The 11,323-nt window shown below is 70.9% G+C and carries 14 protein-coding genes; 4 read left to right on the top strand and 10 right to left on the bottom strand.

Going from position 1 to position 11,323, the window contains the following annotated elements:
* Window positions 1–56 precede the first annotated feature (56 nt).
* Window positions 57–698 (bottom strand): hypothetical protein, encoded by a 642-nt coding sequence (locus tag O9335_RS12380; protein WP_298388514.1) that lies wholly within the window; start codon window positions 696–698, stop codon window positions 57–59.
* Window positions 699–921: 223 nt separating this feature from the next.
* Here O9335_RS12380 and O9335_RS12375 point away from each other — a divergent pair, with 223 nt between their 5' ends.
* On the top strand, window positions 922–1,932 hold the full coding sequence (locus tag O9335_RS12375) for a metal-dependent hydrolase (protein ID WP_298388511.1): 1,011 nt from the start codon (window positions 922–924) through the stop codon (window positions 1,930–1,932).
* Between the two features lie 3 nt (window positions 1,933–1,935).
* Here O9335_RS12375 and O9335_RS12370 read toward each other — a convergent pair whose 3' ends face one another.
* Entirely contained in the window at window positions 1,936–2,850 is a 915-nt protein-coding gene (locus O9335_RS12370) for a LysR family transcriptional regulator (RefSeq protein WP_298388509.1), read from the bottom strand.
* 110 nt (window positions 2,851–2,960) lie between these two features.
* Between O9335_RS12370 and O9335_RS12365 the strand changes: the two genes are divergently transcribed.
* Both O9335_RS12365 and O9335_RS12360 read left to right on the top strand, forming a co-directional pair.
* Window positions 2,961–3,731: a type 1 glutamine amidotransferase domain-containing protein gene (locus O9335_RS12365; RefSeq protein ID WP_298388507.1), complete on the top strand. Its 771-nt coding sequence runs from the start codon at window positions 2,961–2,963 to the stop codon at window positions 3,729–3,731.
* Window positions 3,629–4,375, top strand: a complete 747-nt coding sequence (locus O9335_RS12360; protein ID WP_298388505.1) for an NADPH-dependent F420 reductase — start codon at window positions 3,629–3,631, stop codon at window positions 4,373–4,375. Before O9335_RS12365 ends, O9335_RS12360 begins: the two co-directional genes overlap by 103 nt.
* Window positions 4,376–4,396: 21 nt before the next feature.
* Here O9335_RS12360 and O9335_RS12355 read toward each other — a convergent pair whose 3' ends face one another.
* The 7 genes from O9335_RS12355 to panB all read right to left on the bottom strand — a co-directional run bounded on the left by O9335_RS12355 (window position 4,397) and on the right by panB (window position 9,317).
* On the bottom strand, window positions 4,397–4,606 hold the full coding sequence (locus O9335_RS12355; protein WP_298388503.1) for a hypothetical protein: 210 nt from the start codon (window positions 4,604–4,606) through the stop codon (window positions 4,397–4,399).
* A gap of 68 nt (window positions 4,607–4,674) precedes the next feature.
* The gene (locus O9335_RS12350; protein WP_298388502.1) at window positions 4,675–5,502 is read right to left on the bottom strand and encodes an SDR family oxidoreductase; all 828 of its coding nucleotides are present in this window, start codon (window positions 5,500–5,502) and stop codon (window positions 4,675–4,677) included.
* Window positions 5,499–6,314, bottom strand: a complete 816-nt coding sequence (locus tag O9335_RS12345; protein ID WP_298388500.1) for an SDR family oxidoreductase — start codon at window positions 6,312–6,314, stop codon at window positions 5,499–5,501. Before O9335_RS12345 ends, O9335_RS12350 begins: the two co-directional genes overlap by 4 nt.
* Before the next feature lie 109 nt (window positions 6,315–6,423).
* On the bottom strand, window positions 6,424–6,882 hold the full coding sequence (locus O9335_RS12340) for a DUF2141 domain-containing protein (RefSeq protein WP_298388498.1): 459 nt from the start codon (window positions 6,880–6,882) through the stop codon (window positions 6,424–6,426).
* A 2-nt stretch (window positions 6,883–6,884) separates the two neighbouring features.
* A complete protein-coding gene (locus O9335_RS12335) occupies window positions 6,885–7,532 on the bottom strand; it encodes a TetR-like C-terminal domain-containing protein (RefSeq protein WP_298388496.1) in 648 nt (215 codons plus the stop codon).
* Window positions 7,533–7,674: 142 nt separating this feature from the next.
* Window positions 7,675–8,514 (bottom strand): pantoate--beta-alanine ligase, encoded by an 840-nt coding sequence (gene panC, locus O9335_RS12330; RefSeq protein WP_298388494.1) that lies wholly within the window; start codon window positions 8,512–8,514, stop codon window positions 7,675–7,677.
* Window positions 8,514–9,317 carry a 3-methyl-2-oxobutanoate hydroxymethyltransferase gene (gene panB, locus O9335_RS12325; RefSeq protein ID WP_298388491.1) on the bottom strand — a complete coding sequence of 268 codons (804 nt, stop codon included), beginning with the start codon at window positions 9,315–9,317 and terminating at the stop codon, window positions 8,514–8,516. The genes panC and panB overlap by 1 nt, the downstream gene beginning before the upstream one ends.
* Window positions 9,318–9,416: 99 nt before the next feature.
* Between panB and O9335_RS12320 the strand changes: the two genes are divergently transcribed.
* Window positions 9,417–10,343: a LysR substrate-binding domain-containing protein gene (locus O9335_RS12320; protein WP_298388489.1), complete on the top strand. Its 927-nt coding sequence runs from the start codon at window positions 9,417–9,419 to the stop codon at window positions 10,341–10,343.
* Window positions 10,344–10,380: 37 nt separating this feature from the next.
* Here O9335_RS12320 and O9335_RS12315 read toward each other — a convergent pair whose 3' ends face one another.
* A complete protein-coding gene (locus tag O9335_RS12315; protein WP_298388487.1) occupies window positions 10,381–11,295 on the bottom strand; it encodes a MerR family transcriptional regulator in 915 nt (304 codons plus the stop codon).
* Window positions 11,296–11,323 lie beyond the last annotated feature (28 nt).

Here is an 11,323-nt window from a genome sequence, read left to right as displayed (position 1 = left end):
ACTTGCAAGGCGGGCTGGGCCCGCAGCGCGGTAAAGCACAGGTCTCCAGACCTCACTCACGGTGCGCTGGCGTGTGCGTCGAGCGTGGCGAGGACGGGTGCCGGGGGCCCGTCGGGCAGGGGGGGGGCGGTGGCGAGTGCGGAGGGCCGGGCGTCCTGCAGCGGCGATGGGGTCACCCGTTCGGTGCGCAGGCGGGCCGGGGCGGCTTCTTGGGCCAGGGTGGCGGTGGGCTCGGCCTGGGGTGGGGCGGGCTGAGGTGGCCGCGCCTTGGGTGGCTGGGGTGGCGCGGGGGCGGGCGTGGTGGGTTCAGCGGGCGTGGGGGGGGTGGTGTCGTGCTCGGAGCGCCGGGGGTCGGGCGGCACGTCGCGAGGCTGCCAGCGCCCGGCTTGGGCGGCGCCGGGGCTGGCGTCGGGGGGTGGGGCCACGTCGCGCACGCGGCCGCCAAAACGTGGGGTGGCCGCACGGCCCTCGGGGCCGTCGTCGCGGTAGCGGGGCTGGGGGGCGTTGGCGGCACCGGTCAGGGCGCTACCGCTGGGCCCGGTGAGCGTGACTTCCAAGCGTCCCCAGCCGCCAGGCCCGGTGGCGGGGCGATCGGGGCGGGCCGTCAGGCTGAGCGCCAGCCACACGTGCACCAGCACCGCCAGCAGCAGGGCGCGGGGGAAGACGTCCGGGGGCGCCCGGAGGGCGGTGCGGGCCATGGCGGGGGCGGAAGGGAGCAGGAACGCAGCAGGTGGCAGGCAACGGGCCGCAGGCAGCAAGCAGCAAGCAGCGGGTGGGCGGCATTGTGCGCAAAGCGGTGGTGGTCGGGGGCGGCCCCGAGGGGCTTTGACCCTTCGGCGCGCGCGGTGCCGGTGCGGGGCCGAAGATGCAGCGCCCCACTTTTGGGGCGACATGCCGCTGTTCGGCGGTTCGCTTGCATCGATGGACTCACTGACCCAACTGGCCCTGGGTGCCGCGGTGGCGGTGGCCGCCAAGGGGCCGCGCACGCCGGTCTGGCAGGCCGCGTGGGTGGGTGCCGTGGCCGGCACCCTGCCCGACTTGGATGTGTTGGTCGACCACGGCGATCCCGTCTCCAACATGGTGCTGCATCGGGCCGAAACGCACGCGTTGTTGTGGCTGACCTTGGCCGCGCTCCCGCTGGGGGTGTTGGCCGCTTGGCTGATGCGCGACGGGGCGCAGTGGCGCCGCTGGGTGTGGGTGGTGGGGTGGGCGTTGATCACGCACCCCCTGCTGGATGCGCTGACGGTGTACGGCACCCGGCTGCTGCTGCCCTTTTCCGACCACCCTTGGGGTCTCGGCAGTGTGTTCATCGTCGACCCCCTGGTGACCCTGCCTTTGCTGGTGGGCACGGGTTGGGCCTGGGCGTGCCGCGATGCTGCGGCGGCGCGGCGTGCCAATGCCTGGGGTTTGGGTTTGGCCCTGGCCTACTTGGGCTGGACGGCGCTGGCCCAGCAGCACGTGCGCGGGGTGGCCGAGCGCAGCCTGGCGGCTCAGGGCATCGCGACCGATCGGCTGCTGGTGACGCCAGCGCCGCTGCAAAGCGTGCTGTGGCGGGTCGTGGCCGTTTCGGGTGATCATTTTTACGAGGGCTTTTACTCGCTGCGTGACGAGGCTCCGGTGATGCACTTCGACCGCTTCGAGCGCCAACTGGCGCTGGCGGAGCCGCTGCGCGGCCATCCGCCGCTGGACGCCATCGCCCGCTTCAGCCACGGTTTCTACAAGTTGTCTCGCGAGGGCGACTCGGTTCGCGTGCACGATTTGCGCATGGGCCAGGAGCCGGGCTACGTGTTCGCCTTTGTGGTGGGCCGCGGCGAGCCGGTGGCCACGCCGCTGTGGCCACCGACGTCGGCGGGCGGACGGGGCGATGCGCGCGCGGGCCTGCCTTGGCTGTGGCGCCGGATGGGTGGCGAGCCCGTGCCGCCGCCGCGTTGAGGCTCAGGAGTCTGCGGGGAGGGGCTCGGCGGCGGTGGCGGCCTGCATGGCCTCGGCCGCCAGGTCGATGAAGGCGCGCACCTTCGGGGTGAGGTAGCGGGCGCTGGCGAACACGGCGTGCACGGGCACGGCGGGGGGCTGCCAGTCGGGCAACACGGGCACCAGTTGGCCGGCGGCGCAGGCGTCGGTCGCCACGACCCAGGGCAGTTGGGCCAAGCCCATGCCGGCCACGGCGGCGTCGCGCACGACGAAGACGTTGCTGGCCTTGAGCCGCGGCTGCAGCACGACGCGCTCGGAGGCGGCGCCGCGGCCGAGGGTCCATGCCGCGGGGGCACTGCCGCCGGCAAAGGCCAGCAGCGCGTGTTCGGGCAGTTCGCGCGGGTGCCCCGGCGACCCGCGCCGCTGCAGGTAGGCCGGGGCGCCGAACAGGCCGTAGCGCAGCTCGCCCAGGCGGCGGGCGGCCAGGGTGGAGTCGGCCAGGGTGCCCAGCCGGATGGCGAGGTCGAAGCCTTCGTGCACCAGATCGACCAGGCGGCCGGTGAGTTCGCAGTCCACCTGCACCTGAGGGTGGCGCTCCAGGTAGGTCGAGATCCAGCGGCTGACGGCGATCATGCCGAACTCGACGCCGCAGGTGAGCTTGAGGGTGCCGCGGGGCTCGCCTTGGGCCCGCTGCACGGTGCGCTGGGCCTCGTCCACCGACGCCAGGATGCCCACGGCCTGCTCGAAAAACTCGCGGCCGATTTCGGTCAGCGACAGTGCCCGCGTGGTGCGCTCCAGCAGGCGCACGCCCAGCTCTCGCTCCAACTGGCTGACCACCCGGGACACGTGCGCCTTTTGCGTGCTCAAGGCCTCGGCGGCCCGCGTGAAGCTGCCGGTTTGAACCACTTTGACGAAGGCGTGCAGGGCGTGCAGTTCCATTGTTGATTAAACGGGCAACAGAGAGTCGTATTGGATGCTATTTATCGTTTCACTCGAGACGGACACACTGGGGCACCGTTTCACAACCCGTCACCACGGCCCTCGTCACCATGAGCCTGCACGATCCCAACCCCGTCAACGCCCGCGCCCCCAAGCGCATCGCCTTGGTCATCGCCAACCCGGCGGTGTCCAGCACCACCGGCTGGCCGGTGGGCTTTTGGTGGAGCGAGTTGACCCACCCCTACCACCTGTTCACGGAGCACGGCTACCAGGTCGAGCTGTTCAGCCCGCAGGGCGGCGGCTGCCAAGCCGACGCGATGAGCGACCCCAACGACCCGAGTGGCTACAGCCGCTCGGACCTCATCAGCCAGGGCTTCATCCACACGCCGGCATTGATGGCCCTGCTGCAGCGCACCCGGCCGGTGGCGGAGATCGAGGTGGGGGCCTTTGATGCCATCGTCGTGGCCGGTGGGCAGTCGCCCATGTTCAGCTTCGAGGCCGCCACCGACTTGCACGTCCAGTTCGCGGCGTTTTTCGAGGCCGGCAAGGTGGCCGCTGCGCTGTGCCATGGCAGCGCCATCTTGGCCTATGCCAAGACCAGTGCGGGCGAGTACATCGCCCACGGCCGCACGGTGACGGGCTTTGCCAACGCCGAGGAGGACGCCGCCGACCAGGCGGTATGGCAAGCCGGCGTGCTGCCGCAGGGGCGACACCTGATGCCGTGGCGCATCGAAGACCGCCTGAAGGCCCTGGGTGCCAACTACGTGCAAGCCGGCCTGTGGCGCCCCTTCGCCGTGCGCGACGGCAACCTGGTGACGGGCCAGCAAAACTTTTCGGGCGAGGCCACGGCCCGCTTGGTCATCGAGGCCCTGGGCCGTTGAAGGAGGCGTGCATCATGAGTGTGTCCATCATTGGCGCCGGCAACGTCGGCATGGCTTTGGCGCGGGCCTTCACGCGCGCCGGCGAATCGGTCGTGCTGGGGGTGCCGCAGCCGGCCAAGGTGGCCGAGGCTGTGGCGGCCTTGGGCGAACGTGCGCGCGTCGGCTCGGTCGATGAGGCCATCGACGCCAGCGATCTCGTCATCCTGGCCGTGCCCCATGCCGCCACCGCGGCCATCGCCCAAAGTCGCCCCGACTGGCAGGGCCGCGTGCTGGTGGACGCGACCAACCCGCTCGCGCCGGGTCTGGCCGGCCTCACGGTGGGGACGAGCACGTCGGCGGCCGAGGAACTGGCTCGGCTGGCGTCGGGCGCTCGGGTGGTGAAGGCCTTCAACACCACCGGCGCGGAGAACATGGCCGACGCCCGCTACCCGCAAGGCGCGCCCTTCATGCCCGTGTGCGGCGACGACGCCGAGGCCCGCCGACGCGTGCTGACGCTGGCCACCCTCATCGGCTTTGACGCCGTGGACGCCGGGCCCTTGTCGGCGGCGCGTTACCTGGAGCCATGGGCGATGGTCTGGATCCATCTGGCTTTCCGGCAGGGCCTGGGCCGCCAGTTCGCTTTCGGTCTGATGCGCCGCGGCTGAGCGGCGCAGAGTCCTGGCGACTCAGGCGTTGGGATGGCGGAGCGCACGCCGGGCCCAACGGGGCGCCAGCCACAGGGTGAGCCCCGCCCCCGCCACGAGCGGGAAGGCGCCCCATTGCACGAGGGCCAGGAAGGTGTCGTTCTCGCGCAGCGCACCCGAGTAAACGAAGGCGCCGATGAGGGGCGAGGCCGTGAGGTGCACGGTGCGCAGCAGGGTGCGGGGGATGGGCATGTTGGGTCCTGGGGGGCAAGGGGCGAATGGGGTGGGTGACTGGGCTGGCGAGTGCGCGCCGTGGGCCATCAGGCTGGATCGGCCTGGGCGAGGCGGGCCGCCGCCCGCCCCCAGCCCGGCGCGGTGGCGCGGGTCACCAGGGCCTCGAACAGTCGCGCCGGCATGACGGTGCGCAGCAGCATCAGTCGCGTGGCAAGCCCGTCCACGGAGTGGTGGAACCGAGGACGGCGCGCGACCAAAAGGCGCGCCACCGCATGGGCCACCGCGTCCATGGGCAGGCCGCTGGCACCACCGGCTTGCATGTGGGCCATGACCGAATGCCGGTGCGGCGAGAACAGCGGATGCTCGCCCCGCGTTCCCACCAGAGACTGCTCGTGCGTGCCGGTGTGAATGAAGGCGGGAATGAGATTGCAGACGTGAACGCCGAAGGGCGCGCACTCGCCGCGCAGCGCGGCTGCATAGCCTTCGAGGGCAAACTTGCTGGCGTTGTAAGCCCCGGCAAACGGGGTGGCCAGCACGCCGCCAATGCTGCTGAGGTTGACGATCCGGCCCGAGCCTTGCGCCACCATCAGCGACGCAGCGGCGCGCATCACGTTCACGCTGCCGAAGAAGTTCAGTTCCATCTGCGATCGCAACTCGGCAGGGGTGGTTTCCAACGCGGCACCGACGAGGTGGTGACCAGCGTTGTTGATGACGGCATCGAGCCGCCCATGTTGCGACCGCAGGCCTTGCAGCGCCGAGGTGCAGGCTTCGGCGTCGGTGACGTCCAGCGCCAAGTCGCCCGATCCCGCAGCGGGTGTGCGGCTGCAGCCCAGCACCGTGTGTCCTTGTCGCGCCAACGCTTGCTTCAGGTGCAAGCCCAGGCCGCGCGAAGTGCCTGTGATGAAGACGATCATGCCTTGCCTGCGCGCAGGTCCAAGGGCCGCAACAGGCGCTTGGACACGGTGGCCACCAGGGACCGCGGCACGAAGCGGTTGCTCAGCACCATGAGGCGGTTCGTCCAGCCCACCACGCGCAGCAGGCCCTGGCCCAGCAGCAGGTCCACACCGGCGGCGGCCACGTCCGTGGCCTGGGCGCGGGCGGCCTTGCCGAAGTGGTGGTCGCCCGCGATGCGCTGGGGGTCGACGCTGTCGAAAAACGCGGTGTCGGTGGGGCCGGGCGCCAGGCAGCTGACGCGCACGCCGTGGTCTTCCATCTCCTTGGCCAGGGCCTCGGAGAAATTCAGCACGAAGGCCTTGGCCGCGCCATAGGCCGCGAAGTAGGGCGTGGGCTGGAAGGCGGCCGTGGAGGCAACGTTGAGGATGCGCCCCGCGCCGCGCCGCTTCATCGCCCGACCAAAGTGCAGGCAGAGCTCGGCCACGGCCACGACATCGAGCTGCAGCATGCGGTGCATGACGTCCGGGTCGATGGCGACGTGCTCGTCGACGACGCCAAAGCCGGCGTTGTTGACCAGGGCGTCGATGCGCAGCCCGGCGCCTTCGGTGGCGTCGAACAGGCGCTGGGCCGCGCCGGGTGCCGACAGGTCGATCGCGTGCACGTGCACCTCGACGCCGTGCCTGCCGCGCAGTTGTTCGGCCACCGCGCGCAGGCGGTGGCCGTCGCGGCTGGCCAGCACCAGGCGATGGCCGCGCGCCGCCAGCAAGCGGGCCATTTCCAGGCCGATGCCGGCGCCGCCGCCGGTGATCAGGGTCGTTTCAACGGAGCTCATCGGGACTTCCTCTGGGTCAAAAAACGCAGTTGCCACAAGAAACGTTGTTTCTCGTCAGGCAAAAAAAGGGGGCTGGATGGCCACCGCTCGAGCTTGGGGCGGAGGGTCGTCAGTAGCGCAGGGCCACGCGCAAGGCAAGGGGCTCGCCCGCCTTCACGCTGAAGCGCGATTCGTCCCATTTCGGGCTCGACGCGGCGTAGGTGCGGTTGTTCGAGACGCCGTAGCCCTCGTTCGGGATGCCGAGAAAGTTCTTGTCGAGCCGGCCGTTGCCGTTCTCGTCGTGCACGACGGCCACCGCGTAGGTGCCAGGGGGCAGGTCGTCGAAGACGCAGCTGGTTTGCGCGCCGGCGATCGGCACGCGAACGGTGCGAACGCCCTCGCCGTCGGGGAAGGCCTTGGCGTCGGTGAACAGGCGGCAGCTGAGGGTGCCCTGGCTGTTGCGCAGCGAGGCCACGTCCAGGCGCAGCGCGGGCGCTGGCGCGTCGCGGCTTTGGGCGGCGGCGGTGTTCAGCATCAGGGACAGGCTGGCGACGGCCAGGGCCGCCAGGGGGGGAACGTGGGTCTTCATGGTCACTCCTTGGGGTTGGGGGCAGGGGGCAGTTGCAGGCTGGCCAACACATCGGAGACGGCCAGGCGGGCCAGCCGCTCGCCTTGGCCGTTGAACGGGGGGATGCCTTCGACTTCGAGCGTCACCGGCCCATGCACGGCGGCCCACAGGCGCACGGCGGCGTCGAAGGCATCGGCCGAACCCAGGCCCTGTGCAACCAGAGCCTCGGCGACGGCGGCCTCCACCGCGCCCAACGCGGCCCGCGCCTGCTGGCGCGAGAAGTCGGTGGCCACGTGTTCGGGCAGGGCGTTGAGGAACATCACGCCGAACAGGGCCCGGTGCGCCAGCGCGAAGCTGCGGTAGGTCATCATGACCGGCAGCAGCGCCCGCACGGGGTCGCGGTGGCGGCGCCGCTCGCGCTCCACGGCAAAGCGCAGCAGCGCAAAGCCTTCCACCTTGAGGCCTTCGCTCAGGCCGTTCTTGCCACCGAACAGGGTGTAGACGACCTTGGTGGAGCAGTTGGCGCGCTGGGCGAGCGTGCGCAGCGTCAGCGCCTGAGGCCCTTCTTCGGCGATGAGGCGGGCCGCGAGATCCAGCAGCCCGCGTCGCGCCACGGCGTCGCCCTCGGCGCGCGTGGCTTGGTAGTCGAAGCCCGATTCGGCGGTGTTCATGGGTAACAGTGTTACCGCTGTTGGACTCGCCGTCAAGCGATGGGCAGCGACGCCGCCTCAGGCTGCAGCGAGGTTTTCCAATGCCGAGCGCGGTGCGCGGGGGGCCAGGGCAGGCATGAGCGATGCCCGCCCACCCCCCGGCTCACGCCTCCAGGTTGTCGATCAAGCGCGTGCTGCCCAGCTTGGCCGCGCCCAGCGCCACCAGGGGCTCGCCGTCGCGCGCCGGGCCCAGGTCGTGCTGGCGGCGCAGGGTCAGGTAGTCGGGTTGCCAGCCTTGGGCGGCGAGGCGGTCCATGGCTTCACCCTCCATGCGCTCGCGGTCGCGCAGGCCGGCCTGCCATTCATGGATCAGGCCGCGCAGCGCGGCACTGAGCTGCAGGGCTTGGATTTTTTGTTCGGCGCTCAGGTACTGGTTGCGGCTGCTCAGCGCCAAGCCGTCGGAGCTGCGCAGGGTTTCGCCGCCGTGGATGGCGATGGGCAGGCCCATCTGCGCCACCATGCGGCGGATGACCATCAGCTGCTGGTAGTCCTTCTTGCCGAACACGGCGTGCGCCGGCTGCACGAGGTTGAACAGCTTGTGCACCACGGTGCACACGCCCGTGAAGAAGCCGGGCCGGAACTGGCCCTCGAGGATGTCGGCCAGCTCGGGCGGCGGCACCACCTTGTAGCCCTGGGGCTCCGGGTAGAGCTCGTCTTCGGCTGGGGCAAACACCACGTCGCAATGGCCTTGGGCGGCGAGTTGCGCGCAGTCGGCGTCCAGGGTGCGCGGGTAGCGGTCGAAGTCTTCGTGCGGCAGGAACTGCAGGCGGTTGACGAAGAGGCTGACCACCACCGGAGCCGTGCTTCGATCGGGCGCCACGGCGCGGGCCTGGGCCACGAGCGCCAGGTGCCCGGCGTGCAGGTTGCCCATGGTGGGCACGAAGGCGGCGCGGCCGGCGCCGACGGCTTGGCGCAGCTCGGCGATGGTGTGGATCAACTTCATCAGAACGCGTGCAGGGATTCGTCGGGGAAAGTGCCGGCTTTGACCTCGGCCACGTAGCGGCGCACGGCGTCTTGCACGCTGCTGGCGCCTTGCATGAAGTTCTTGACGAAGCGCGGGCGGCGGCCCGGGGTGATGTCCAGCATGTCGTGCAGCACCAGCACCTGGCCGCTGCAGCCCACGCCGGCGCCGATGCCGATGACGGGCACGGGGCTCCAGGCGGTGATCTCGCGGCCCAGGTCGGCGGGGATCATCTCGAACAGCAGCATCTGCGCGCCGGCCTCGACCATGGCTTGCGCCTGGGCCTTGACCTGGGCGGCGGCCTCGCCGCGGCCTTGCACCTTGTAGCCGCCCAGGGCGGACACGGTTTGCGGCGTGAAGCCCAGGTGCGCGCACACGGGCACGCCGCGCTCGGTGAGGAAGCGCACCGTGGGTGCGGTCCAGGCGCCGCACTCCAGCTTGACCATGTGGGCGCCGGCTTGCATCAAGGCCAGGCTGCTGTGCCAAGCCTGCTCGGGGCTGGCGTGGTAGCTGCCGAAGGGCAGGTCGCCCAGCAGCCAGGCGGTTTGGTTGCCGCGGGCCACGCAGCGCGTGTGGTACTCCATGGCGTCCAGGCGCACCGGGGTGGTGGTGGCCTCGGCCTGCAGCACGGTGCCCAGGGAATCGCCCACCAAGAGGATGTCGACCCCGGCCTCGTCCAGCACGCTGGCGAAGGCGGCGTCGTAGCAGGTGAGCATGGCGATCTTCTCGCCGGACTTGTGCATGTCCTGCAGGCGGTGCAGGGTGACGGGTTTGCGCTCGGGCATGGGCGTCTCCTGGCGGGTGGCCCCTTGGTCGGGGCGGGTCGGGCGCGGGAAGGCGGCGGAGTGTAGGCTTTGGGCCCCACTCGGCACCGCCAACCTCCCATGACCCTCACCGAACTGCGCTATCTGGTGGCCGTGGCCCGCGAGCTGCACTTCGGTCGGGCGGCCGAGGCCTGCCATGTGTCGCAACCCACCCTGAGCGTGGCCATCAAGAAGCTGGAGGAAGAGCTCGACGTGAAATTGTTCGAGCGCGGTGGCAACGAGGTGAGCGTGACCGCGCTGGGCCAGGACATCGTGCGCCAGGCCCAGGTGGTGCTGGAGCAGGCCAATGCCATCAAAGACATCGCCAAGCGCGGGCGCGACCCGCTGGCGGGGCCGCTGCGCCTGGGGGTGATCTACACCATCGGCCCTTACCTGCTGCCCCGGTTGGTGCGGCAGGTCATCGAACGCACGCCGCAGATGCCCCTGCTGTTGCAGGAGAACTTCACCAGCAAGCTGCTCGAGATGCTGCGCACCGGCGAGCTCGATTGCGCCATCTTGGCCGAGCCTTTTCCTGACACCGGCTTGGCCGTGGCCCCGCTGTACGACGAGCCGTTTCGCATCGCCGTGCCGGCCGGTCACCGCTTGGCCTCGAAGGACCAACTCAGCGCCGAGGCCTTGAAGCAAGAAACCATGTTGTTGCTGGGCAATGGGCACTGCTTTCGCGACCACGTGCTCGAGGTTTGCCCCGAGTCGGCCCGCTTCGCCAGCGGGGCCGAGGGCATCCAGAAAAGCTTCGAGGGCTCGTCGCTGGAAACCATCAAGCACATGGTGGCCTCGGGCATGGGCATCACCGTGCTGCCGGCCTTGAGCGTGCCGGCCGAGCCACAGGCGCATTTGCGCTTCTTGGATTTCACCGAGCCCGTGCCCACCCGCCGCGTGGTGTTGGCTTGGCGGCGCAGCTTCACGCGCTACGAGGCCATCGCCGCCCTGCGCAACGCCGTGGTGGCTTGCGAGCTGCCGGGTGTCACGCCGCTGAACGTGGGTTGAGCCGGGGCGCGGGCGCTCGGGCTGCGTTCGCCAGGGCTCAGCTCGGTGGCACCAGGCCCTCCGCCTGCGCCACGCGCGACAGGGCGTCCTCCAGCAGCACCCGGGCCTGGCCGCTCACGTGCTGCAGGTGCCGGTGCAGCGCTTCGTCGTCGGGGCCGCGGCTGGCGCAGTCGGCGCTGTAGGCCTCGAATTGACCCAACTGCAGCAGCAACTCGGCCAAATGCCGGGGGCATTCGCAGGCGATGGTGGTCGACAACCCAGCCCAGGCGTGCAAGGTCGCTTCGTCCCAGCGCGGTGGGCGGGGCGTGGGCTGGGCTGGCTCGGCGACGGATTCGGGGCTGGGGTGTGGGGTGCAGAGGCGCTGCCACCAGGCGGCCAGCGCGTCGTCGTCGGCGGGTTCGCGCAGCACCTCGGCCCCTGCGGCTTCCAGGGCTGCTCGGGCGGGCGCGGCGGTCAGTCGCACCAGAACGCCCCAGCGCGCCGCGTTCGGCGGGGGGGTCGGGCGGTCATCGGGCAGCAAGCGGCCCAGGCGCTGCAGCACCACGTCGGCGGGCTCGTTGGCCGCCACCCACATCAGGTCGGGGCCGAGCAGGCGCGTCAGCCGCTCGCGCAGCGCCGCGTCGGCGGTGTGGACGCGCCAGCTCGGGCTTGACGCGCCGTCGAGCGGGCGCGGGCGCGCCACCGTGATGGCGTGGGTGCTCGCCACCTCGTGCAGGGCCTCGGTGCTCAAGGCGGCCAGCGTGCCGATGGCGTGGCCGTGCGCCACCAGCTGCTGGATCAAGGCCAGCCGTTGCACGTCGGCCGCCGAATACAGGCGCTGACCGCTCGGGGTCAGCACGGGGCTGCACACCGCGTAGCGGCGCTCCCACACGCGCAGCGTGGCCACGGGCATGCGCAACATGCGGGCCACGGCACCGCTGCGGAATCGAGGCAGAGAGGGGGTCGTTGACATGGTTTTGACGCCGAACATGGCCATGGAA

The sequence above is a fragment of the Inhella sp. genome, from assembly GCF_027532025.1.
GTDB lineage: Bacteria > Pseudomonadota > Gammaproteobacteria > Burkholderiales > Burkholderiaceae_C > Inhella.
The sequence above is the reverse complement of the archived record's forward strand: the minus strand, read 5'-3'. Positions and strand labels throughout refer to the sequence as shown.

Coding starts and splice junctions, on each gene's coding strand:
- O9335_RS12380 (WP_298388514.1), bottom strand. CDS start 698: ATGGCCCGCACCGCCCTCCGGGCGCCCCCGGACGTCTTCCCCCGCGCC.
- O9335_RS12375 (WP_298388511.1), top strand. CDS start 922: ATGGACTCACTGACCCAACTGGCCCTGGGTGCCGCGGTGGCGGTGGCC.
- O9335_RS12370 (WP_298388509.1), bottom strand. CDS start 2,850: ATGGAACTGCACGCCCTGCACGCCTTCGTCAAAGTGGTTCAAACCGGC.
- O9335_RS12365 (WP_298388507.1), top strand. CDS start 2,961: ATGAGCCTGCACGATCCCAACCCCGTCAACGCCCGCGCCCCCAAGCGC.
- O9335_RS12355 (WP_298388503.1), bottom strand. CDS start 4,606: ATGCCCATCCCCCGCACCCTGCTGCGCACCGTGCACCTCACGGCCTCG.
- O9335_RS12350 (WP_298388502.1), bottom strand. CDS start 5,502: ATGATCGTCTTCATCACAGGCACTTCGCGCGGCCTGGGCTTGCACCTG.
- O9335_RS12345 (WP_298388500.1), bottom strand. CDS start 6,314: ATGAGCTCCGTTGAAACGACCCTGATCACCGGCGGCGGCGCCGGCATC.
- O9335_RS12340 (WP_298388498.1), bottom strand. CDS start 6,882: ATGAAGACCCACGTTCCCCCCCTGGCGGCCCTGGCCGTCGCCAGCCTG.
- O9335_RS12335 (WP_298388496.1), bottom strand. CDS start 7,532: ATGAACACCGCCGAATCGGGCTTCGACTACCAAGCCACGCGCGCCGAG.
- panC (WP_298388494.1), bottom strand. CDS start 8,514: ATGAAGTTGATCCACACCATCGCCGAGCTGCGCCAAGCCGTCGGCGCC.
- panB (WP_298388491.1), bottom strand. CDS start 9,317: ATGCCCGAGCGCAAACCCGTCACCCTGCACCGCCTGCAGGACATGCAC.
- O9335_RS12320 (WP_298388489.1), top strand. CDS start 9,417: ATGACCCTCACCGAACTGCGCTATCTGGTGGCCGTGGCCCGCGAGCTG.
- O9335_RS12315 (WP_298388487.1), bottom strand. CDS start 11,295: ATGTCAACGACCCCCTCTCTGCCTCGATTCCGCAGCGGTGCCGTGGCC.